At 36.9% G+C, this 25574-nt stretch carries 19 protein-coding genes; 1 reads left to right on the top strand and 18 read right to left on the bottom strand.

The window, feature by feature from the left end; genetic code table 11:
* Positions 1-493: 493 nt before the first annotated feature.
* From yajC to AC3B7A_RS06750, 18 genes are all read right to left on the bottom strand, one after another.
* A complete protein-coding gene (gene yajC, locus AC3B7A_RS06835; RefSeq protein ID WP_489755377.1) occupies positions 494-925 on the bottom strand; it encodes a preprotein translocase subunit YajC in 432 nt (143 codons plus the stop codon).
* 231 nt (positions 926-1156) lie between these two features.
* Positions 1157-2299 (bottom strand): tRNA guanosine(34) transglycosylase Tgt, encoded by a 1143-nt coding sequence (tgt, locus tag AC3B7A_RS06830; RefSeq protein WP_489755376.1) that lies wholly within the window; start codon positions 2297-2299, stop codon positions 1157-1159.
* Positions 2300-2386: 87 nt separating this feature from the next.
* On the bottom strand, positions 2387-3418 hold the full coding sequence (gene queA, locus AC3B7A_RS06825; RefSeq protein WP_489755375.1) for a tRNA preQ1(34) S-adenosylmethionine ribosyltransferase-isomerase QueA: 1032 nt from the start codon (positions 3416-3418) through the stop codon (positions 2387-2389).
* Between the two features lies 1 nt (position 3419).
* Complete coding sequence (gene ruvB, locus AC3B7A_RS06820) at positions 3420-4436, bottom strand: Holliday junction branch migration DNA helicase RuvB (protein WP_489755374.1); 1017 nt, start codon at positions 4434-4436, stop codon at positions 3420-3422.
* 13 nt (positions 4437-4449) lie between these two features.
* The gene (ruvA, locus tag AC3B7A_RS06815) at positions 4450-5046 is read right to left on the bottom strand and encodes a Holliday junction branch migration protein RuvA (protein WP_489755373.1); all 597 of its coding nucleotides are present in this window, start codon (positions 5044-5046) and stop codon (positions 4450-4452) included.
* A 9-nt stretch (positions 5047-5055) separates the two neighbouring features.
* On the bottom strand, positions 5056-6960 hold the full coding sequence (mutL, locus tag AC3B7A_RS06810; protein ID WP_489755372.1) for a DNA mismatch repair endonuclease MutL: 1905 nt from the start codon (positions 6958-6960) through the stop codon (positions 5056-5058).
* A gap of 24 nt (positions 6961-6984) precedes the next feature.
* Entirely contained in the window at positions 6985-9579 is a 2595-nt protein-coding gene (mutS, locus tag AC3B7A_RS06805) for a DNA mismatch repair protein MutS (RefSeq protein WP_489755371.1), read from the bottom strand.
* Between the two features lie 20 nt (positions 9580-9599).
* Positions 9600-10385: a TIGR00282 family metallophosphoesterase gene (locus tag AC3B7A_RS06800; RefSeq protein WP_489755370.1), complete on the bottom strand. Its 786-nt coding sequence runs from the start codon at positions 10383-10385 to the stop codon at positions 9600-9602.
* A 142-nt stretch (positions 10386-10527) separates the two neighbouring features.
* Complete coding sequence (gene groL / locus AC3B7A_RS06795; RefSeq protein WP_489755369.1) at positions 10528-12156, bottom strand: chaperonin GroEL; 1629 nt, start codon at positions 12154-12156, stop codon at positions 10528-10530.
* A gap of 59 nt (positions 12157-12215) precedes the next feature.
* Positions 12216-12500: a co-chaperone GroES gene (gene groES, locus AC3B7A_RS06790; protein ID WP_489756563.1), complete on the bottom strand. Its 285-nt coding sequence runs from the start codon at positions 12498-12500 to the stop codon at positions 12216-12218.
* Positions 12501-12790: 290 nt separating this feature from the next.
* Positions 12791-14722, bottom strand: coding sequence for an LTA synthase family protein (locus AC3B7A_RS06785; RefSeq protein WP_489755368.1), 1932 nt, complete (start codon positions 14720-14722; stop codon positions 12791-12793).
* Between the two features lie 75 nt (positions 14723-14797).
* Complete coding sequence (gene manA, locus AC3B7A_RS06780) at positions 14798-15772, bottom strand: mannose-6-phosphate isomerase, class I (RefSeq protein WP_489756562.1); 975 nt, start codon at positions 15770-15772, stop codon at positions 14798-14800.
* A 275-nt stretch (positions 15773-16047) separates the two neighbouring features.
* Positions 16048-16677, bottom strand: coding sequence for a redox-sensing transcriptional repressor Rex (locus AC3B7A_RS06775; RefSeq protein ID WP_489755367.1), 630 nt, complete (start codon positions 16675-16677; stop codon positions 16048-16050).
* A 140-nt stretch (positions 16678-16817) separates the two neighbouring features.
* Positions 16818-19451 carry an alpha-mannosidase gene (locus AC3B7A_RS06770; protein WP_489755366.1) on the bottom strand — a complete coding sequence of 878 codons (2634 nt, stop codon included), beginning with the start codon at positions 19449-19451 and terminating at the stop codon, positions 16818-16820.
* A 20-nt stretch (positions 19452-19471) separates the two neighbouring features.
* Positions 19472-20578: a PTS fructose transporter subunit IIC gene (locus AC3B7A_RS06765; RefSeq protein ID WP_489755365.1), complete on the bottom strand. Its 1107-nt coding sequence runs from the start codon at positions 20576-20578 to the stop codon at positions 19472-19474.
* 18 nt (positions 20579-20596) lie between these two features.
* A complete protein-coding gene (locus AC3B7A_RS06760; RefSeq protein WP_489755364.1) occupies positions 20597-20923 on the bottom strand; it encodes a PTS fructose transporter subunit IIB in 327 nt (108 codons plus the stop codon).
* A gap of 41 nt (positions 20924-20964) precedes the next feature.
* Positions 20965-21411: a PTS sugar transporter subunit IIA gene (locus AC3B7A_RS06755; RefSeq protein ID WP_489755363.1), complete on the bottom strand. Its 447-nt coding sequence runs from the start codon at positions 21409-21411 to the stop codon at positions 20965-20967.
* A gap of 2 nt (positions 21412-21413) precedes the next feature.
* Complete coding sequence (locus AC3B7A_RS06750) at positions 21414-23348, bottom strand: BglG family transcription antiterminator (protein ID WP_489755362.1); 1935 nt, start codon at positions 23346-23348, stop codon at positions 21414-21416.
* A gap of 283 nt (positions 23349-23631) precedes the next feature.
* On the opposite strand from AC3B7A_RS06750, the gene AC3B7A_RS06745 reads away from it, so the two are divergent.
* A complete protein-coding gene (locus AC3B7A_RS06745) occupies positions 23632-25551 on the top strand; it encodes an ABC-F family ATP-binding cassette domain-containing protein (protein WP_489755361.1) in 1920 nt (639 codons plus the stop codon).
* The last annotated feature ends 23 nt before the right edge of the window (positions 25552-25574 follow it).

The raw sequence follows: 25574 nt of genomic DNA, 5'->3' as shown, positions 1-25574 counted from the left end.
ATTATCCAAAAATAAATGAAACATTCAAGTTAAGTACAAACACTTCTGTAAATTATACGAGATATTGTAAAACAAGTCAGAAGTTGCGCACTAACTTCTGACTTGTTAAGCACCATAAACAAGAGAAATTTCATCTAAATCTACGAAAAAAACTTTTTGTCCTAGCTCCTTTTACACAAATAAGAGGCTGGGACAATAAAATTAACGCTCACCTTCGGTGTAGAATTACTTGAACATTAATCATTTATTGTGTTCCAAAAGCCAACAGTTTGTTGTCCAACAAAATTAAACCTTCAATTTTAAAAATTTAATCTAGTCAGTATGCAACTGCTAAATAACTTTTTTCCCAGCCTCTTATTCTCATTTTATCTCTACTCTTACGCACAACTTTGTCTAATTCAAAACAAAGACTGTCCTAATTTTTCCAGTTAAAAACTTAGTCTTAATCAGCCCAGCTAACAACCTTATTTAGTCACAGTCTCATTTGACAAAATTACTTATCTTGTTCGTCTACTTGCTTGGTTGTTTCATTATCTGAAGCTTCAACTTGTTCAGTCGAAGTCTGGGAAACTTCTTTGGTCGCGTCTGAATTAGTTGTTTGTGTTTTAGCTACTGATTTTGCAGACCCTTGAGTAGTTTTATTAATACTTCTAATTGCTGAACGATTAAACGTTAAATAGATCCCATCACAATCTAAAACAATTGTTTTTTCTGCTTCATTAATGGTATCAATGGTTCCGTACAAACCACCAATTGTAATTACTGGATCACCAACTTTTAATTGACCCAACATTTTTTGACGTTGTTCTTGTTGTTTTTTCTGAGGACGCCACATTGTAAAGTACATCAAAACGATTAAAACTACAAAGAACAATAACAACATCATGTTACCATTACCACTAGCTTTTGCTGCTAATAAATTCAATTACTCCACCTCTGACTTATTTTTAATTATTATTTTAACAAACAATGACCCTTAGTGAACACTAAAGTCTCAAATTTCTACAAAAGAAACCTCTTAAAATTAGCCACTTTTTAATACCGAGCCTAACTTTATCCAAAATTAGCTACTACATACCCACTCTTAACTAAGAATTTAGCACTAGCTGTCCATAATTTTGGCGCTCCCAAGCTCGGCAGTTAGCCACAGATTTAACTAAAAATTCTTTGCATTTTTTTGATTAAAACCATACTGTTCAAAAACTTGTTCTTTCAAATCTAACAAACTATCATCACGAATGGCCTGGCGCACTTGAGCCATCAAATGTACTAAATAATATAAATTATGATAGCTGGTTAAATGAATGCCAAATGTTTCGTCAACTTGCAACAAATGGCGAATATAAGCTCTAGTATAATTTTTGCAAGCATAACAATCACAGTTTGGATCTAATGGTCCAAAATCGTGGGCATATTTAGCGTTTTTCACTACTAAGCGCCCATTGGAAGTCATACAAGTTCCATTCCGAGCAATTCTGGTAGGCAATACACAATCAAACATATCAATGCCGCGAATAACACCATCAATTAAAGAATCAGCAGTTCCTACCCCCATTAAATAACGCGGTTTATTTTCCGGTAATAAAGGCGTCGTGTAATCCAGCACCTGATTCATTTCTTTTTTCGATTCACCAACAGATAAACCACCGATAGAATAACCAGCAAAATCTAAAGACACTAAATCTTTAGCACTCTGCTGGCGCAAATCTTTAAAACCCGCCCCTTGCACAATACCAAAAATCCCTTGACTTTGTGGATTACGATGAGCTTTTAGACCACGTTCAGCCCAACGAGTCGTGCGCGCAATTGATTTAGCTAAATAATCATGCGATTCAAAAAAAGGTGGACATTCATCTAAGCTCATCATAATATCTGGACCTAAATCATTTTCAATGTGAATGGCTTTTTCGGGAGATAAAAACATTTTGCGACCGTCGAGATGACTCTTGAAAGTTATGCCTTCTTCACTAATTCCACGCCGTTTAGCTAAGGAAAAGACTTGAAAGCCACCCGAATCAGTTAAAATTCCCCGATCCCAGTTCATAAATTGGTGTAAACCGCCAGCTTCACGAACCAGCTTAGAACCCGGACGTAACCAAAGATGATACGTATTAGCTAAAATCACGGAAGCGCCAATTGTTTTTAATTCTTCGGGAGCCATTGTCTTAACACTAGCTTGCGTTCCTACAGGCATAAAAATTGGCGTTTCAAAGGTTCCATGCGGTGTGATTAACTCACCTAAGCGCGCACCTGTATGCTTTTCTTTTTTAATTAAACGATACTTAATTGGTTGTTCCATATAAACTCCAAATTTCTTTTAGGATTATTACAAACCTTATTACTAACTAACTTTGTTTTAAACTTGACAACGCTTCTAGTCACCGTCTTATTTGATAAACATGGCATCGCCGAAACTAAAGAAACGATATTTTTCTTCCACAGCATGTTGATAAGCATTTAAAATATTTTCCCGACCAGTAAATGAAGCTACTAACATCACTAAAGTTGATTTTGGTAAATGAAAATTAGTAATAAATTCATCAACAATCCGCCAACGGTAACCTGGCTTAATGAAAATATCGGTCCAACCACTATCAGCTTTGATTTGACCATCAAACTTCGTCCCAATCGTTTCTAGCGTGCGAATCGAAGTCGTTCCGGTGGCGACAATTTTACCGCCCTGAGCTTTAACCTCATTCAAAGTAGCAGCTGCCTCTTTGCTTAAGCGATAAAATTCGCTGTGCATCTGGTGATCATCAATATTTTCTTCGGAAACTGGACGAAATGTTCCAAGTCCTACATGTAAAGTTAGATAAACTAATTTAACACCCTTGGCACTAACTTGATCTAATAACTCTTTAGTCCAATGTAAACCCGCTGTTGGTGCCGCCGCAGAGCCTTCTTCTTTGGCATACACGGTTTGATAGCGGTTAGGATCAGCCAGTTTTTCTTTAATGTAGGGTGGCAGTGGCATTTCACCTAATTGTTCTAAAATTTCCATAAAAATGCCCGCATAGTCAAAATGAACCATCCGACCACCATGCTCTAATTCTTTGGTGACGGTACACTTTAAACGACCATCACCAAATTCCACAACTGTGCCTACCGGTGCTCGCCGAGCGGGCTTCATCAAAACTTCCCAGTCATCACCTTCTGTATTGTTCAACAATAAAACTTCCAAATGAGCCTGTGTATCAGCCTTAATACCATACAAACGTGCTGGTAAAACTTTGGTATTGTTCATTACCAAAGCATCGCCTGGCTTTAGATAATCTAAAATATTATAAAAATGTCGGTCTTGATATTCGCCGGTTTGATGATCTAAAACGAGCATCCGCGATTGATCCCGATTTTTAATTGGTGTTTGCGCTATTAATTCGTGTGGTAAATGATAGTCAAAATCTTCTAGTGTTAACAAATTATTGTTCTCCTTTAGTTAATGGAATTCCTAAGTGTTCGTACGCTTTAGGCGTCACAACCCGCCCCCGCGGTGTCCGCTTTAAAAATCCTTGTTGCAATAAATAAGGTTCATTGACTGTCTCAATCGTTTCCTGTTCTTCACCGAGGTTAACTGCCATCGTCTTAATTCCTAATGGACCACCTTGATATAAATTAATCATCATCAATAAAAGTTTACGATCAGTTTGATCCAAACCCTGATCATCAACTTGCAATTGATCCAGTGCACAAGCCGCTAATTCTTGGTCAATTTGTGGTTTAGCAGCGACTTGCATAAAATCACGCACGCGTTTTAACAAACGATTAGCCACACGCGGAGTACCACGAGAGCGCCGTGCTAATTCATGAGCACCAGCAGTTGTAATTTTGACTGCCAAGACTTGGGCTGAACGCTGCACAATTTGTGTTAATTCTGTTTCATTATAGAAAGCCATATGCTCAACAATTCCAAAGCGACTTCTTAACGGCGATGATAATTGACCCGCTCTTGTCGTAGCACCAATTAAAGTAAACGGTGGCAAAGGATAATGAATAGCGTGAGCCTCAGCTCCTTGACCAACAACAATGTCGATATAGAAATCTTCCATTGCCGAATATAAAATTTCTTCAATATTTTTGGGTAAACGATGAATCTCATCAATAAATAAGACATCCCCCGCTTGCAACTCGCTTAAAATAGCGACTAAGTCACCAGGCTTTTCAATTGATGGTCCTGTCGTCGAACGCAAATTTACTTGTAATTCATGGGCAATCACCAAAGCCAAAGTTGTCTTACCTAAGCCGGGAGGACCATAAAGTAAGACGTGATCTAGTGCTTCTTGCCGCTCTAAGGCTGCTTGGATATAAATACTTAATTCTTGCTTAACTTTCACTTGTCCCAAATACTGTTTTAACGTCTGTGGCCGTAATGATTGTTCAACGACCGCTTCTTGCTCATTTAAAACTTGATCACCAGTTAAATGTTCATCTGCCGTCATTTAGTCACCTCACTTAATGTAATAATTTCAAACCTGCGCGGACGTAATCTCCCGCACTGTCCGCTTCAATTTTTCGTAACTCTGCTTCAATTTTTTGTAGTTCTTTAGTTGAATATCCTAAAGCCAGTAGTGCTGCCCAGCCATCACTAAAAGCAACGTCATCAATCGTGGGCGTTGCATGATCCAATAAATTGGTTACATTGGTCGGAATTAACTCCTGTGGTAATTTATCCTTTAAATCCAAAACAATTTGTTGCGCGGTTTTTTTGCCTACCCCCGGAAATTTGGTTAAAAATTTAACATCATTAGTCCTAATGGCCTCCACTAAACCAGAATGATCATCATCAGCTAAAATTGCTAGCGCGCTTTTAGGACCAATTCCGGAAACTGAAGTTAATTGCAAAAAGAGTTGTTTTTCAGACAAATCATAAAAACCATATAATGACTGATCATTATCGCGCACTACTTGTTGAATATAAAGTGTAATGGTTTCGCCTTGTTGATAACGATAGGGATTAGCCACCAACAGATGGTAGCCAATTTGCTGTACTTCTAATACAACATAGGTGGGATAGATATAAGTTATCGTTCCTTGAAAATACTCAAACACACTAAAACCTCACTTAAAACGTCTTGATTGATGGGGATCTTGAATTCGTTTAAACATCTTTTGAATATCTGCATCACTAAAGTGAATCAAAGTTGGGCGCCCATGTGGACAATTATAAGGATTTTGGGCTTGAGATAATTGATCCAAAATGGCTTGCGCTTGCTTTTGATCTAAATGATGATTTGCTTTAATAGATAGTTTACAGCTCATTGTAATCGCAGTTTGTTCACGAAAATCTGCTATTTTAATTTTACCGTCTTGTAAAATATAATCAATTATTTCCCGAATAGTTTGTTCTTCTTGCTCAACGCCAATCCAAGTGGGATGACTAGTAATTACAAAACTGTTCTGCCCAAAAGGTGCAATTTCAATCCCCACTTCGTGTAATAACTCTAAATGTGCATTAACACTAACGGCATCAGCATTTGAATAGTCCAAAATCAACGGCACCAATAATTTTTGTTGATCGGCACTAACTTGCCCCACTTTTTGTCGAAACTGTTCATATTTAACTCGTTCTTGCGCGGCATGTTGATCAATCAAATAAAAACCATCACTGCTTTGGGCGACTAAATAAGTCTCATGAATTTGCGTTAAAAATTGTAAATTAGGAAACTTTTGCTCCGTTAAAATTAATTGATCAGCTTGCATCGGGGCAGCAGTTGGTTCATTTTGTTTGGGTACACTAATTGTTTGAGTTTGAGCTTGATCTTGTTGGGCAATCTGTCGCATCGTCTGATCCCATTGATGTAAATGGTGAGGATCTTGAAATATTTCTTGTAAATGAATTGCTCCGGGTTTGATAAAATCAGTTTTACTAGTAACTGGTGTTTGCGGTGGTTCTCGTAAAAATGAATTGGTCTGATTAAAATTTTGAAGGGTAGACGGTGCTACTGTTGTTGTTTTTGAAACTGCTTCTGGAATCAGATTTAATTGACCTAACGCCTGAGACACTGTTTGCTCAATTAAATTCGCTAATTGTTGTTCTTTACTAAGCCGGACTTCTCTTTTAGTTGGATGGACATTCACGTCAACTAATAAGGGATCGGTGGTAATTGTCAACACCCCCATGGGATAACGACCAACCATTAACTTGGAGCCATACCCGGCTAACCACGCTTTACTTAATTGAAAGTTATTAACAAAGCGCTGATTAATCAAAATGGACAAATAATTCCGATTAGCTCGGGTTTGTTCTGGTAATGAGATGTACCCTTGAATTTGAAAATCAGCATCACTGCCCTGACATGTGATTAAATCAGCAGCCACTTTTCGGCCATAAATTCCCGCCATTGTTTGCTTGAGATCACCGTTACCAGAAGTCCGTACTAACGTCTTTTTTTCATTAGTCAATGTTAAAGCGACTTGCGGGTGTCCTAAAGCCAGATGATTCACAACGTCAATCACTTGTTTTAATTCGGTATTGAGAGTCTTAATATATTTCAAACGCACTGGTGTATTATAAAACAAATCATTGACGACAATCGTTGTTCCTTGACTAGCAGCCACCACTTGCGGTTCTTGAAAAGTTCCACCTTGAACCTCTAAAAACGTTCCGCTGGCTCCATCAGTACTAGTCGTCATTTGTACCTTAGCTACGGCCGCAATACTGGCGAGTGCTTCGCCGCGAAACCCCAATGTCTGCACATTAAATAAATCATGCGTCGAATTAATTTTGCTGGTGGCATGGGATTGAAAGGCTAATTTAACTTGATTGCGAGCAATTCCGTCACCATTGTCTGCCACTTGAATATGCTTTACGCCAGCATCTTGAATATTGATTTCAATTTGTGTCGCATGCGCATCAAGTGCATTTTCCACTAATTCTTTGACGACCGATGCTGGTCGTTCGACGACTTCACCAGCAGCAATTTGATTACTTAAAATTGCTGATAATTTACGGATCTCAGCCATTTAATTCCCCATCTCCAAATATCTTTAATGTAATTTAGACTGCAATTCATACAAAAATTTCATTGCCTCTAAGGGTGTCATATTTAAAACATTGGCGTGTTTAATTTTTTCAATCACGGCTTGATTTTGTTCATGTGGTGGTGCAAATAAAGATAATTGTTGTTCTGAAGGCGCTTCTTGAACTTGATTAATTGGTGGCTTTTTGGGGGCCACTTCTTTTTTAGGAACAGCTGTTTGAGCTGGTTGTTGTTCCAAATCATTTAAAATAACTTGGGCTCGTTTCAATAAAGTTGTTGGTAAACCCGCCAACTTAGCTACATGGATCCCGTAGGATTTGTCCGCGGGACCTGCTAAAACTTTGTGTAAAAAGACTAATTTACCATGTTCTTGCGTCGCATCAACGTGAACATTTTCAACCGTAGTTAACTTATCAGCTAGTTGCGTTAATTCATGATAATGCGTGGAAAAAAGCGTCTTTGCGTGGACTGTTTGGTCCAAATACTCAATAATCGCTTGCGCTAAAGCCATGCCATCATAAGTCGCCGTTCCCCGACCAATTTCATCAAAGATGATTAACGAATTTTGCGTCGCATGCTGCAAAGCATCGTTTGCTTCCATCATTTCGACCATAAAGGTTGAATTACCAGCAATTAAGTCATCAGCGGCACCAATTCGGGTAAAAATTTGATCAAAAATGGGCAACTGGGCTTCATCTGCTGGTACAAAACAGCCAATTTGTGCCATAATCACAATCAACGCAGTTTGACGCATATAAGTACTTTTTCCCGACATATTGGGCCCGGTAATTAATAAAACGTCAGTTTGTTCGGACATTTGAACATCATTAGGAATATAACTTTTTTTACCCAAAACTTTTTCAACAACGGGATGACGACCATTCACGATTTTAATTTGATGATCTGTAGTAAACTGCGGCCGAATATAATGTTGATTTTCACTAATAACCGCAAAACTTTGTAAAACATCTAAGTGCGCCAAAATCCGAGCTAATGTTTGAATCTGGGCAATTTGGTCTTTAACCTGTTGCCGAATTTCTTTAAACAATTGATGTTCTAAAAGCGTTGACTTTTCCTCAGCTTCCAAAATCAAATGTTCTTTATCTTTTAATTCCGGGGTAATATAGCGTTCGGAATTAGTCAGGGTTTGCTTACGTTGATAACGGTCAGTCGGCACTTGCTCCTTATTAGAATTAGTAACTTCAATATAATAACCAAAAACCCGATTAAAACCAATTTTTAGGTTTTTAATGCCCGTCGCCTGCTGTTCATCAGCTTGCATCTGAGCAATCCAAGCTTTACCATTTTTCATTGCATTGCGGTACTGATCCAACTGCTCATTATAATGATCACGAATTAAGTTGCCTTCAGTTACTGAAATTGGTGGATCATCAACAATAGCTTGATCAATTAAGTCCACCACAGCTTGACAAGCAGGCATTTTAGCCAACAAATCATCAATTAACGGTTCATGTAAATCTAATAATGTTTGTTTAATTAGCGGTACTTGACGCAAAGAAGTCGCCAATTGAATTAAATCGCGACCATTGACATTGCCGAAAGCAACGCGACCAGCCAGCCGTTCCAAATCATAAACCTTGGTTAAGTAGTCTTGCAGATTTCCGCGCTGAAAAAAGTTATCTAACAGAATTTGAACAATATCTTGGCGTTTAGTTAAAGCTTTTCGTTCCAACAACGGTCTTTGTAACCATTGTTTTAACAAACGACTACCCATAGCCGTTTTAGTCGCATCTAATAACCAAGCCAAAGTCCCAGACTTTTCACCAGTTCTTAAAGAACGAAATAATTCCAAATTACTTTGAACATTATGATCCATTTGTAAATATTTACTAGTTTGATAAACTTGCGCAACTTGTAAATGAGCTAATGAACGTTTTTGCGTTTCAATTAAATAAGAAATTAAGTAAGTAATCGCTTGTTGTTGTAATTTCTGTTGCACTGGTTGAATGACAAAAGCCACTTCCGCATAAGACTGCTGGGGTTGTTCTAAAGAAACTAATAACCCAATTTTAGTTAATTTCTGTTGTTGTTCTTCGGTCAAGGAATCAGAAACAACCACTTCTTTACAGCGTAAATTTAGTAACTCGTTTTGTACCTGTAACCAATCAGTAAAAGTTGTAACCCGCACCTCACCTGTGGATAAATCGGTATAAGCAAAACCAAATTGATCTTCTTGATAAATAATTGCTGCCAAATAATTATTCTCACGACTTTGATTAGGTTTATCTTCCAAACTAGTTCCGGGTGTAACTAACTTGATGATCCCTCGTTTAACCATGCCTTGAGCTTCCTTGGGATCTTCCAACTGCTCACAAATGGCCACTTTATAGCCCTTATCCACCAAAACATCAATATAACTTTGAGCAGCATGGTGGGGAACGCCACACATCGGAATCGGATCCGCAGCATTTTTATTTCGGGCTGTTAAAGTTAATTCTAAAATTTGTGCCCCTTTAATTGCATCATCGTAAAACATCTCATAAAAATCACCAATTCGATAAAATAAAAAAGCATCTGGATAATCTTTTTTAATAGCCAAATATTGCTGCATCATTGGTGTATCTTTAGTTTTTTGTGGCATTTATAACTCCTTAGTTAATGTTAGTTATCAAAAGGACGATCGGGATTAATTTGCCCGACCTGAATATGATTTTTGGAGGCCAAATCAATAACGCAATAATTAATTTGTGGTCGCCCATGATCACTTAATTCATAGCGTGTTGGTCTTTGCGTCAAAAAACGTCTTAAGCTGCTATTAGCTTGTACACCAATAATCCCATCATAATCACCAGTCATCCCAACATCACTTAAAAAGGCGGTTCCCTGAGGTAATGTTCGGGCATCATTGGTTTGCACATGTGTATGTGTGCCCACCACCGCATCGACACGCCCATCAACGTAGTAAGCTAACGCTGCTTTTTCACTGGTTGTCTCTGCATGGAAATCAATAAAAACACGTGCCTTGCTCGGAACTTGCTTCAACAGATGATCAACTACTTGAAAAGGATCATCAATGGCATTCATTAAAGCCCGGCCTTGTAAATTAATAATCGCTAATTGCTCTTGATTAATTTGCTTAATTGTCATACCACGTCCTGGCACTTCTGCACCAGGATAATTAGCTGGGCGAATTAAGTTATCATTATTAGTCAATAACTCATTAACCTCTCGCTGATCAAAGGCATGATTTCCTAACGTAATCACATCTGCTCCCGCTTTAAGAATCGCTTTAAATTGTTGATCTTTAATGCCACGACCGTTAGCTGCATTTTCACCATTAACAATTGTCACTTGCGGACGAAAACGGGCTTTGATTTGTGGCAAATATTGTTCTAAAGCCTGCACACCTAAATTGCCCATGACGTCACCCACAAAAATAATTCGCATAATACTTCCCTTAATTTTATTTATATTTTTACTTAAATTTTATCATACCATTAAAAGCTAAACTAAAGCAGTACTACTTTATCGCAAAATAGCAAAAAAGCATTTCTTTCGAAATGCTTTCTTGCTATTAAATTAACTAAAATTACATCATACCGCCCATACCAGCATTTGGATCAGCTGGTGCTGGAGTAGCAGGTTCTGGTTTATCAGCAACAACGGCTTCAGTTGTTAAAATCAAAGCTGAAACACTAGCTGCATTTTGTAGAGCAGAACGTGTTACTTTAGTTGGGTCAATAATTCCGACTTCAATCATATTTTCCCATTTATCAGTATCGGCATTATAACCAATTTCTGTACCTTGGGACTTCATATGTTCAACAATCACGGAGCCTTCTTTACCAGCATTTTCCGCAATTTGACGAACCGGTGCTTCTAAAGCCCGCTTAACAATGTTAATTCCAGTTTTTACATCACCAGTTTCATTTTCAGCTAACTTGGCAACGGCCGGAATAACATCCATCAAAGCCGTACCACCACCAGCGACGTAGCCTTCTTCAACAGCAGCACGGGTAGCGTTCAAAGCATCTTCAATGCGATACTTACGTTCTTTTAATTCAGTTTCGGTAGCGGCACCGACTTTAATCACACCAACGCCACCAGCTAATTTAGCCAAACGTTCTTGTAATTTTTCTCGATCAAAATCAGAAGTTGTTTCACCAATTTGCTTCTTGATTAAGTCAACACGTTCATCAATCGCAGCTTTAGAACCAGAGCCTTGAACAATAGTTGTATTATCTTTGGTAACAGTTACACGACCAGCTTGACCTAATTGATCAATTGTGGTGTCTTTTAATTCTAAACCTAAGTCTTCAGTAATCACAGTACCGCCAGTTAAAATGGCAATATCTTCTAATTGTTCTTTGCGACGATCACCAAAGCCAGGAGCCTTAACAGCAACGACATTGAAAGTACCACGAACTTTATTCAAAACTAAAGTTGGTAAAGCTTCACCATCAACATCATCAGCAATAATCAACAAAGATTTACCTTGTTGCACAATTGATTGTAACAATGGCAAAATATCTTGGATATTAGAAATCTTCTTATCAGTAATTAAGATGTAAGGATTATCTAAATCAGCTTCCATCTTGTCATTATCAGTTACCATATATTGTGATAAGTAACCCCGGTCAAATTGCATACCTTCAACGACGTCAGAAGTTGTTTCAATTCCTTTTGACTCTTCAATTGTAATAACACCATCATGACCAACTTTTTCCATGGCATCAGCGATTAATTCACCGACTTTACTATTAGCAGAAGAAACAGCAGCAACTTGCGCAATTTGGTCGCGACCACTAACTTCGTGGGAAATTTTCCGTAATTCATCAACAGCAGTAGCCGTTGCTTTTTCAATTCCGGTTCGAATGCCAACTGGATTAGCACCAGCAGTTACGTTCTTCATACCTTCTTGAATAATTGCTTGGGCTAACACCGTCGCAGTTGTCGTACCATCACCGGCAATATCATTAGTTTTAGAAGCAACTTCGGAAACTAATTTGGCACCCATATTTTCAAAATGATCTTCTAATTCAATATCTTTAGCAATGGTTACACCATCATTAGTAATGTTAGGTGAACCATAAGATTGTTCCAAAACAACGTTGCGACCCTTAGGGCCGATTGTTGTTTTAACTGTATCAGCTAATTTATTAACACCGTTGAGCATTTTTGCCCGAGCGTCTTCTGAAAATTCAATTTCTTTTGTCATTTTTCAGCCACCTCAATTATTATTTAATCGTACTTTTTCAAAAATCTATTTATTTAAAATTAGTCAACAATTGCCATGACATCTTTTTCATGCATTACGAGATATTTTTGGCCTTCATACTTAACTTCTGAACCAGCATATTTATCAAAAAGAACACGATCGCCTTTTTTAACGCTAAGTTCAATTGTTTGACCGTCTGGGGTACGTTCACCGGCACCAACTGCAATAACTTCACCAACTTGTGGCTTTTCTTTTGCATTATTGGCTAGAACAATTCCACCAACTGTTTGTTCTTTTTCTTCATCAACTTGTACTAGAATCCGGTCACCTAATGGCTTTAACAAAGTAATCCCTCCAAATATAAACATTTTTAGCACTCTTAGCACTCATCTTCATATAGTGCTAATACAATTTCTATAATAACATGTTCTTTTGAAGATGCAAGTATTTATCATCAAAATCCCGTCAAAAACTTACGTTTTTACATTAGCATAACTATTACCGTATTGATATTATTCGGCTCACGAATAATATCAACTGGTTGCAAAGAAAAAAGCCTGAAAAAGTTATCCCGGAGAAAATCAGACTAATTACTGAAAACAACTTTTTAACAGACTTTTCCAAATTTATTTTGTTATCGCGTTACTTGAAACATTCCATACTTCTTAGCATAAGCTTTGCCATAGGTCATATCATATTCTAACAACCGATAATCTTTAAAGACTTGCGATTGATCCCATTTAGCATTTTTAGGTCCATGCACATTCTTAGCAGTTAAAGCATACGTATCAGTAGTGACCTTGGTAGTATTTTGTTGACCCGAACCAGAAATTTGTAAAGGTTTAGTCAACACTGGAACTTCCTGATACAGTTGTGTTAATAATTGATAAAATGGCGTTTGGGGATAATCTAATTGCTGTAATAAATGTAAGGACATATAATTTGGTGAAAAATAGTCATAATGATGAGTTTCTAAGGGAAAATTAGCGACCATCACAAAGGGTGTAGCATGCGAATATAACGTATTTTGATTAAACAGATCATCATAAATACCATCACCAGGATAATGATCACCATACATCACAATTAACGTTTTTTGCTTAGCATGCTGATAGTGCGCTACTAAGTTTTTAAAAGCTTGATCAGAATCATGTACTTCTTGCAAGTAAGCTTCTAATTTCTTAGTTTTGTCAGCGTCTCCGCCTACTTGATGCTTCAATTGATAATTACTCTGGGCACCAGACTGTGTTTGATACGGCATGTGATTTTGCATCGTTAACATCAAACTGAATTGTCGATCCGATTTTTGTTGTTGTGCATAAAAATTCGGATACGCTGAAGCATCTGTATCATATAGGCCATGTGGCGACTTTTTCAGTCCTTGTAACTTAGATTGATCTTGAAATTTGTGAATACCAATCGCCGGATAAGCTTGATTGCGTCGATACATGGTGCCTGCGTACGGATGATAAGCTTGGGAATGATAACCAGCCGTATTTAAATAATGCATCACACTCGGGAAATATTTTTTATTCGGTAAAATATCCTGATATGGCGTATTATTCAAAAAATAGTTTGAAAAACCAGTATTAGCTTCAAATTCAATATTAGCCGTCCCGCCACCAAAACCGGGTGAAACCATATAACCGCCAGCTTGCTTAGCAGTTGGCTGAGTAAGAATTTGCGAAATATAAGGCATCGGATTTTTATTGCCAACGATTGGATATTGCTTTTTAGTTCGTAAAGGATTAGTTAATGATTCATTTAAAATATAAATAATATTAACCTTACCTACCTTTTTGCCTTGATTAGCCTGAGCTAATCCATGTTGGTAACGTTGGGCAATTTTTTTCATCGTTGCTTGATTATAATTAGCCGGCTTAATCATCGGCGTTGATTGCAAATTAAAAACAAAGCCAATTAAAGTACCACGATTACGGTAGTTTGCTAATTGGGAACGATCAACATTCGTGATGTTATATTTAGCTAATTGTTTCGAAGCTAGCGAACGGGTATTACCAGCTTGAGCAAAAATCACTAATACAACAACCCCCACAACTAATGTCAATCCTCTAAAAAACCAAACCCAATGATGATTTTTAAAGCGTAACTTTTTAGTCTGACGATGAATTAAATAAGCAATTAAGAATAACAACACAATACTTACTATTAATAAACATAGTGATTGCCAGCTAACCATCTTGATTAAACCGCCAGCTTGATTAGCCATTCGCAAATCATTAGGCAACAGCGGTTCTGAGCGGGAAACAATCTTATTAAAGTCAACATAAAGGCCAATACTTAATAAGGCTATACTAACCGCCAATCCCCACCAATAATCCCCCAACAGGGCAATTATTAACGTCATAATTACTACCAAAATAAACCAATTAATTCTGGTAACTACGGGATTATTTTTAATTTCCCAAAACATTTCGTGATAACCATGAGTTAATTCTCCAGTTAAAGCTAATTGAAATGCAAAATAAAAAATATAAGCTAATAAACAAACTAGTAACAATTGCAATAAACGATAAATAAACCGCTTGATATTTAGATTGTGCACAGCAAATCCTCTTTCAAAATAAATTTATTACAATTTTAGATTGTAGCACAATTCAGTAAGCGATAATTATATCAATTAGTTATCAATTGCTTCAGAAGCAATTAAAGCTAGTTGCTGTCCTTCAATTTGCCAAGATTTAAATGTTGCCGGGACAATAAAATGATCGCCTAAATTTAATTGATATTTTTGATCAGCAATGACTAATTGTCCGTGACCTTTGATTACCGAATATAAAGTATAAGCCCCTAGTTGATGTTTTAAAGTCAATGGATCACTTTGAATATCTAACCCCCAAACTGCAAAATATGGTGAAACTGGTGGTTTGACATAAGTGGTCAGTGTACTATTACCAAAATGTTGCACTTGAGTATTCAGTTTAGGTGCCACAAATGGTACTGTAATCGTATCTTGGGCTTGTTTTAAATGTAATTGTCTTTTCTGACCGGTCGCTTGATCAATTCGATCATAATCATATAACCGATAAGTCGTATCACTACTTTGTTGTGTTTCTAAAGCTACAATCCCCTTATTTAAGGCGTGAACCGAACCACTAGGAACGTAAATAAAATCACCGGTTTTAACTGGTAACTTTTTCAATAAATGTTCCCAGTCACCAGTCTGCAACATTGTGGCTAATTCTTGTTTTGTTCGAGCATTATGACCATAAATCAAATAAGAATCAGGCTGAGCATTAATAATGTACCAACATTCGGTTTTGCCCAATTCACCTTCATGTTTTTGAGCATAATCATTATCAGGATGAACTTGAACAGATAAACTATCTTCCGCATCCAAAATTTTAGTTAATAACGGAAAAACTGGACTTTTAGAATTACCAAATAGTTCAGGCTGAGTTTGCCACACTGTGGCTAAATCTTGCTGTGCTAAAGATCCATTTAGCACTCGGGAAAGTCCATGGGGATGAGCCGAAATCGCCCAGCATTCACCAATTTTGCCATCAGGAATTTGATAACCAAATTCATCTTGTAAACGCCGACCACCCCAGATTTTTTTTTGAAAAGCTGGTTCTAAAAATAACGGTTCCATTATTATCCTCCTAATTAATAATCAATTTTTGCAATAATTAAAAAAGGCCGGGACAAAAGTCGCTTAACCGTTGACTACTAGCGATCTGAAATCTCAAGACTTACAAGATCTCAGAATACTAGCCCTCAACTGTTGACTTTTGAAACAAATTAATGAATTAATAGTCCGTTAATTCGCAACAGCCTATCTTCATTAACGTTATTGTCCCAGCCTCATTTAACATGATTATGCCAATTTTAGTTTATCAACACGGTTGCAAGTGTTATTAACTTTTGACTTTAACTGTAATTATCTAAAAAATAAATCAAAGTCTGTAATTCATTAGCTAAGTCCACATTATGAACCCGCACTGTTTTGGGTGTAGCTAACCGTAACGGTGTGAAATTCAAAATCCCTTTAACATTGGCAGCTACCAATTCACCAGTAACTTTTTGAGCACTAGCTACAGGAACTGTTAGAATGACCACATCAATTTGTTCCTTAGCCAATTGTTGTGCCAAAGAATCAACATTGTAAACCTGTACACCATTAACTACTTGATCAATTAATTCCGGATCTTTATCAAAAGCAGCCGCGATTTGAATATTATTGGTCTGGGAAAAATTATATTTTAACAGTGCACTGCCTAAATTCCCGACGCCAACTAAAGCCACCTTGGTCGTCTGACTTTGATTTAACAATTTTTTAAAAAATTCCAACATGGGTTCAATTTCGTAACCGTAGCCGCGTTTGCCTAACGAGCCAAAATACGAGAAATCCCGCCGAATCGTAGCACTGTCGACTTGAACGGCTTTGGCAAGTTCTGTTGAAGAAATTTTTTTAGTATTAGAATCATTTAAAAATTGAAAATAGCGATGATATAGTGGCAATCTCTTAATTGTCGCATTTGGTATTCTATATCTTGTCATAGTAAGTATATCCCCTTGTGAATAAAAGTAGTGGTTATAGCAAGTATCCACCTTTTGATATCACAATGTCAAGTAAATAAAATCACAAACTTTTTAAGGCTATTTAAAATTGATAGTCCAACCTTATCACAGCTAGCTTTTTAGATTTCAATGGTTTTAATTAAAGTCTGTATATCATACGGCTGTAATTCTAATTTTTGGTCTTCAATTGGTTGAATTTCTTCTAAAGCATTAACCGGTTGAAACCCTTGGTTTAATAATTCAGTTAAGTTTTGCTTGTGGCCTGATTGATTACTCAATCGCACCACTAGTGCTTGCTTAATAGTATAAGCTGGATAAAGGGCTGTCACAGCTACTGGTAAATCTAAAGTCAAAGCTGTTTTTGTCAATGGTAATTGCGGCAAGGTTTCTGCAAATTCAATATCCCACAATTTATTATCTAAACGATTAACAAATAAGTTCAATTTTTGTAATTGATAGCTAACATTGGGGGCTAACCAATTTTCAGCTGCAATGGCTAATTGATTTTCATCCAACTCACCTACAGGTAAAAAACCAAAATTAAACGTATTTTCACCTAATTCTTCGGCCAATGGTGTTGGTGTCATTTGATGACCAACACTAGTTGTATCCCCCGAAGCGCGGCCCGGGCGCCATAGTAGATTGGGTTTACCTAATTGACCTGTGGTTGCCATTAAAGTTACTGCAAAAGCTTGATCTAATAGTTCATATTCTTTCATGCCACCACTTAACAAAAACAATCCATGATTTGGTTCATACATACCGACTACTTTATCAAAGTTGTAAATGTTAACCGGTTTTTCAACAAATTCCTGCTGCCAATTTTTGGCAATTGGTAAATTCTTCGTTGTCCGAAAACCACCTTGAATTTGGGCCTGTAGTTCTTCACTATGAATGCCCGTTTTAATTTGTAAACGTAAACGATGATCCAAAATTTGGTTATCAACTTTTAATTGACCCGTTAAAACTGCTGAATTAGCAGCCAAAGACAATGTTAGCTCAAACTTAACCGGCTTTAATTTAGGATTTTGAACATTTCGTTGGGTTAGATCTGCTGGTAAATTCCAGGTTCCCGTTAAAATTAATTGTTGCAGATCACCAACTGTTTTAACTTGACAATGGCCAACTAACGGTAATTGAACTTCTGTTTCATCAGCCACTGGCGAATAATCATAGGTATCACCATCATTACCCGAATCTAAAATTGTTACTAAATCTGGATACTCATGGCCTAATGCCTTGGCGGTAAACTTGTTTCCTGTATAATCAACCGTCCAAGTTTGATTGTGAATTTGTGGGCGCGAGCTTTCTTGCCAAGTAGGCAAATCTTGCTTGGCATCTTCGGTATACGAGACCACCTGATAGCCAAGACCAGCATATTGCATTTTTAAACGAACCGTTAATTGATAATATCCCGGCTCATCTTTAAATTCAAACCCATTTTGCGTTTGTTGCATAATATGTTCGCGCTTAGGCACATATTTTTCTTTAACCAAAACGGCTTGGTATTCTTCAGCAAATTTTACTTGCTTAGTTTTTGCTAAAAATTCCACTTCTTGGTAACCAGTAAATGGTCGAGGTGAAGTATTAAACATTAGCAATTGATTAGGCTTTAATTGCAGGCGTTGCGCTAAGCGCTTTTTAAGATAATTTTCAATACCGGCAGCAATCTCAAAGCCTTCTTTAAAGCGATGCTGAACATCAACGGCTACATTGTCAGTAATACTGCCACCTAAAGTATCATGTGGCTGACACTTTAACAATTTGTGCCAAAGTTTCAAAACTAAACCATTGGAAACTGAAATTCCACAATTTTTGGCCAAAACCATTAACGGTTCGACTCGGCGTAAAATTTGTTGCTCTAAACTAAAATTATCACGTTTAATTTGCGAACGGACGGAACCAATGGTGCGATGAACCCTTGAATAAGTGGGATAACGTAATTCACCTTGATAAGTCGGTAATTTTTTGGGGGAGCGTAATTGTTGCATAAAATTAGGATAGCTACTAATAAAAATTTGGTGTTTACTATATTGATTTAATTGTTTAATTACCTGGGAAATATTTTTAACGATATTCATTTGATCAATTCCGGATGGAATTAAAACCGCCTGATTATCCCCATGACTAGCTTCAAAATCAATTCCTGGATCTAAGCGTTGTTTTACAAATTCCGCCAAATGTTGTTTCGAATTCAAGTCAATTTGACCAGTATAATAACCTAAAGGAAAATTAGCCGCAAAAACTTGATTATTACCTAAAGCTTGCCACTTAAAATAAACTGACTTGGTTTGACGCTTAAAATTAGTGCCCCGCCAACAAATAAAATCGTGAATTCCAACTTGATTCAATAACATCGGTAATTGGGCATTAAAACCAAAGGTATCAGGCAAATAACCAATCATCATTGCTTGTCCAAATTTCTGCCGACTATCATTAATTCCAATTACTAAATTACGAATAATGGATTCACTGTCCGGAATTAGTGCATCAGTTTGCGTATACCAAGGGCCAATAAATAATTGCTTACGCGCGACTAAAGCCTGGATCCGTTTTTGATCATCGGGATGTAAAGTTAAATATTCATCAACAATTGAAGTTTGACCATCTAAAGTAAAATTTGCTTCGGGATGTTGTTCTAATTCGGTTAAAACTTCACTGAACAATTGATCACTTAAAACCTGTGCATCCTCCGTTGTAAAATACCATTCACGATCCCAGTGCGTATGATTAACAAAATGCACTTTTACCATAATTAACATTTACTCCCTTATTATTCAAAGTTAAGATCAATATCATCATCTTCAACATCATCAGTTGTTGTTTCGCCTTCATCGGAACCAGTTTGGTTGAAGTTCACTGCTAAAGGTGCTAAAAGTCCAATAATTAAAGCACAAGCAAATAAACCAATCAAATAAGCCCACCAATTAGTAACCGTTACAGCACCATAGATCCCACCAACAGGCGGAATTTTAGCTTGCGCACCTAAAAAGATCGCTAACGCCGGTCCAACTGCTCCAGCTAACATATTAATTGGAATTAATTTTAAGGGACTCACTAAGGTAAACGGAATGGCACCTTCAGTAATGCCAATAAAGCCCATAAACCAATCACTACGCCCAGCATCTAATAATTCAGCTGAGAAACGTTTTTTGTAAAACAGTGTGGCAAAAGCATAGCCTAAAGGAATACCCGCAATGGCAATATTGACAATCATGGCTGGTGTATAAACTTTTTCGGCTAATAAAACATTACCAGCCATCCAAGCGGCTTTATTAATGGGACCACCTAAATCTGAACCAATCATGGCCCCCATAATAGCAGCTAAAGCAACAGCACTCATACCACTATTACTCATGGCTTTAATCCAAGCAACTAATGACGAATTAATCCAGGCTAACGGTTGTTTCAACAAGACGCCCATCAATAAAGCAACCACCATTGTCGACAATAACGGCACTACAACTAATGGCATGATGGATTCATATTTATCGCTAACGTGAATTTTATCGTGGCACCATTTAGCAACATAGCCGGCCGCAAAACCAGCGACCAAGGCACCTAAGAAACCCATATTAGAACTTGAGGCTAATGAACCCCCAATAAACCCAGCGGCTAAAGCTGGTTTATCACCGATAGCATAGGCAATATACCCCGCTAAGACCAAGTTAACTAGACCAACACCAATCCAACCAACTGCTTCAATTTGACCCATGTAAAACCAAAAACCAGCTTTATAATGGTCAAAACTAGTAATGCCAAATGCTAAACCAATTAATTTAGGAACAGCAACAACTAATGAGCCCCCGATCACTACTGGTAACATGTAAGAGATACCTGACATCAAGTAACCCTTCCATTGTGCTAATAATTTTTTCATGGTTTAATCCTCCCTTCACTACTTATTTTGATTTCTTTGTGCAACTGCTTTAGTAACTTTGGTAATCACCGCTTTAGGTTTTTTAATACACATGTTAATATCCACACGGACTGTCGGAATTCCGTGAAAGCGTTCCATCTTTTCGATTTTTTGATCCGAACCAATTAATAAAAACTGTGCACTTTGCGCTTCTTGTGGGGTAATTTCATTTTTTAAACCCATAGCGCCTTGTTGTTCCACTTTCGCTGTTAAATTCATCTCCTGTGCTGCTTTTTCTAAAGCCTTCGCAGCCATTGGCGTATGTGCCAAACCTGCTGGACAGGAAGTAATCGCTACAAAATCCATTATTATTATCTCTTTTCTATATTAATGATTATTCGAATTGCTTAGTCATTACTCAAAACTTGATAAACTTCATCAACACTTTGACTATCAATTAAAGCTTGCCGCTGTTCATCTTCAATCAAAGAGGTTGCTAAATCAGCCAAAAGTTGTAAATGTTCCTTGGCACCATCTTGGGGAGCCAACATCACAATTACCTGTTGAACCGGAGTCTCATCAATTGTTTGCCAACTCGTTAGAGGACTTTTTGTTCGCACAAATAAAATTGCTGATTGCTTAATACTAGAAGAAAGCGTATGGGGAATCGCAATTCCATCCTGCAACCCCGTTGAAGCTTGTTGTTCACGCATTACTAATGATTGATAAATTGCCTGCTCATCAGTCCCAATTCCTAAAGCAACGGCTTGTTTAGCAATAAAACTAAAAACTTCAGTTTGAGAGTTTAACTGCTGATTTAGAAAAATTTGTTTCTTAGTCAAAATACTATTCATACTTATTTCTTCTCCTCAATTTTTGTTGGGTGTTTCAAACAATTCAGCACTTCATCAACAGTTTGTGCCGCTTTCAAACGCAATAATTGCTGATCATTTTTAGTTAATTCATAAAAATAGTCATAAACATCATCTAACTTATCTTTAATTGACTCATTAAAAGCCATGAAAAATACTGCATAGACAGTTTCTGTTCCCCAGGTAATTCCTTTTTTGGAAGTCAAAACTCCAATGACGGGTTTTAAAACTTGTTTAGCGTCACCGTGCGGAATAGCATAAATACCTAAAGCCGTGGAAGCCAATTGCTCACGCTTTAAAGCTGAAGCAAACATTTTTGATGTAACATTATGGTTAACAACTAACGCTTGTGTTAAGGTTTCAATAGCTTGTTTGGCATTAGTAACTGGAGCATCAATGATGATTGTCTGCCGCGAAATTAAATCCATAAACGTTGCTTGCAGATATTTTTCTTGCCAAATTTTTTGACTTAATTTTTTCAGTAATTTAATTTCTTGTTCATTGAGTAACGGACTCACTTGAACAATCACCTGCTCCGTTTGCATTTTCAGAGGAATTGTCGTCAAAATTAAATCAGCCGTAATTGGCTGGCGCAACAATTCGGCAATCGACAAGGTAGCAATCACTTTTAATTGGGGCAACTTATCTTGAACTTTTTGTCGAATTAATTCAGCTGTTCCATAACCGGTACTACAGACAATGACAACACTAACTTCTTGTAATGATTTCTTGCGGCGTTCCATATAAGATTCAAAGTGTAAACATAAATAAGCTACTTCATCTTCAGGAAACTTTAATTGATATTTCTGGTCAATCGCTTCTGCCAAATCTAAGGCTTGATCAAATGCTTGTGGAAAATTAGCTTTAATTTGGTTACAGTAAGGATTTTCAATCTTAATCCCGTTTTGAATGCGCACTAACGCTGGTTTTAGATGTAAACTCAAATTTTGGATCAAGACTTTGTCATAGCTAACTAATATTTGTTTCAACCAATCAATTAAATCATTAGTTGTACTAGCCGTTCGTTGACCATCAACATAGCCATCTTCGATGGCCACAATATGCAAATTTAAATTACTAATTTCAGCCGGTGATAATTGATAAGAAAATTCTTGTTCAACTAGTGCCACTAGTCGGTTAGTATTCTGGGCAACTGGTGGTAATTTAATATCCTGTTGCCAGCAAATATTCTTAAGAGGAGGTTTTGGCATCTTTTGAATTGCTAACGCTAAATGAATTAATAACGATTCGTATTGATACTCATTAATTCTGGCCGGCAAATATTTTAAAAATTGCGTCAAGATTTTTTGCGTTCGATTAAGAATATCCTTATTAACGAATTGTTCTAGCGACGGTGGCACTTGAAAGGTTCGTGTTAATTGACCAGTATTTTGATTTTGACTAATCTCTTCACCCCAGTACAATTGAATTAATTGCGTCATAAAATGTCGAATTTCATCTTCCGAATTGTTCAAAATAATGCCCTTGTTAGACGTTACAAACCGCAAATGATAAGTTTGCTTTAAGCGCACTAAATCACGTTCCACAGTGCTACGACTAACATAAAAATGTTCTGCCAAGTCATCCAGTAAAATGGGCTGCTCCTGATTAATTAAATACAAAACTAAATTAACCTGTCGATCCATCGTACTATGCTGCTTGATCGTGGTTGGAAAAAGATTTAGTAAGTCTTTCGTAGAGCCAGAAAAATAAATGCCATAGCCTTTTTTACGCACTAATTCAACACCATATTGGGGAACCATTTGTTCCACTTGTGTTAAATATTTGGCAATCGTCTTTCTGGATAATCCTGTGTAATCCATTAAATCCTGGTAGTGAACTACAGAGCGTGACAAAATCAATTGAATAATTGTACTTGTAATAGTTTTTGGTGAATTCTTTGGCGCCAAACGGATCACTCCTTAACTTTTACAATTTTTATGATAATGTAATCGAATTCAAAAATTAACTTCAAAAAAGTACACTTGTGCTAAGTGTACTCATGGTTTGCTAACCTTAACTGGCTAGTTTTTCCTCAAAGGCGTGTTAAAATAGTAAGTGTTAAGTCGCGAGAAGAAGTGAAAAACTGATTAAGTTCAATTTAAATTAAAAATTGCCTGATCAATATTTCATTTTTTAAAGCACAATTGAATAGAAAAAATTTCACGTAAAATATTATAGTTTAATTTCTAGGAGTTTACTTTGCTAATTGTACAAGGACAAGATATTGAACGTCGTTTTGGGAGCGATGTTTTATTTAATCATTTAAATTTTCAAATTGCTGATCAAGCACGTGTGGGTTTAGTCGGACCTAACGGTGCCGGTAAATCAACTTTATTAAAAATCATCAATCAAGAAAAAGCGCCAGACGCCGGGAAAGTAATTTATCAAAATCAGCTAAGTATGGGCTATTTGGCTCAGAATCCCACTTTTCAATCAGGTAATACTATTTATGAAGAAATGGAACGAATTTTCGAAAGTGTTAAACAAGATGAACAGCAATTACGTCATTTAGAACAACAAATTGCTGATCAAAGTGACCAGGCCAATACCCCAGGTTATCAGAAGTTGCTACAGCGTTATGATCAATTACAGATCAAATTTAAAGATGAAAACGGCTATGGTTTTCGCTCCGAAATTCGTTCTGTCTTGACTGGCTTTGGCTTTAGTGCTGAACGTTTCGATGAACCAGCTCTCCACTTATCAGGCGGTGAACAATCGCGCTTAGCCTTTGCCAAAATGTTATTAGAGCAACATGACTTACTAATCCTAGACGAACCCACCAATCACTTAGATATTGATACTTTAAACTGGCTGGAAAAGTACTTACAAAGTTATCGTGGCGCTTTATTAATCGTATCGCATGACCAATATTTTTTGGATCAGACTGTTAAAGAAATCTACGCTTTGGAAAATGGGACGCTTAATCACTACAACGGTAATTATTCCCGTTACTTAAGACAACGGGCTGATAATTTAGACTTAGCTTGGAAAGCTTACAATAAACAACAAGAAGAAATTAAAAAAACTGAAGATTTCATTCAAAAAAATATTGTTCGAGCTTCCACCACCAAACGTGCTCAAAGTCGCCGCAAACAATTAGAAAAATTAGTACGTTTGCAAAAACCGCAAGGTTCTACCAGCAACGTTCATTTTCAATTTACTATTAATAAAGCCAGTGGCAATGACGTGTTGCAAGTTACCGATTTACAAACTGGTTATCCAGATAAACAGTTAGAACAAAAAATTTCTTTTACTTTAAACAAAGGTGAACGCTTAGGAATTATTGGCCCTAACGGCGTCGGCAAATCAACCTTAATCAAAACTTTAATTAACCAATTGAAACCCTTGAGCGGCGAGATTGATTGGGGTACTAACGTGCAAATCGGTTATTATGACCAGACTTTAAATCAACTCAACTCAAAAAAAGACGTGTTGCATGAAATTTGGGACGCTAATCCTACAATGGATGAAAAAGATGTTCGTACTGTTTTGGGCTCCTTTTTATTCCAAGCCGATAGTGTTTTTAGTACGGTTCAAGATTTATCTGGAGGCGAAAAAGCGCGTCTAACTCTATGTAAATTGTCACTAGAACATAATAACTTATTAATTATGGACGAACCAACTAACCATTTAGACATCCAAAGCAAGGAAATTCTGGAAGAGGCGCTCAAAGAATTTGCTGGTAGCGTCCTTTTCGTTTCACACGATCGTTATTTATTAAATGAAGTTTCTACTAAATTACTAGAATTACAACCCCAAACCAGTCAAATTTATCTCGGTAATTATGATTATTATCTTGCTAAAAAAGCCGAAAACCAAGCTCTTCATGAACAACAGAATAGTCTTGATGAAAATTCAAAAACTACTAATCAGGGTCAACAAAATTATCAACAAGCCAAAGCACAACAACGGGCACAACGTAAAAAAGAGCGGGAAATGACCGCTCTGGAAGAAGAAATTGATACTTTAGATGAAAAAATTAGCCAAATTAATCAGGCTATGTTAGCACCAGAAAATTTGACTAGTTATTCCAAACTACAGGATCTACAAGCCCAATTAACTGAGCTCACAACAAAAAAAGAACAGGTGGAAAACCAGTGGGAAGCCTTGTTAGATTAAAGACCACTTAATTTTCGCCCAAC

This window comes from Bombilactobacillus sp. ESL1202 (assembly GCF_058107125.1).
Note: the sequence above shows the minus strand (reverse complement) of the source record. Positions and strands in the feature narration are given on the sequence as shown.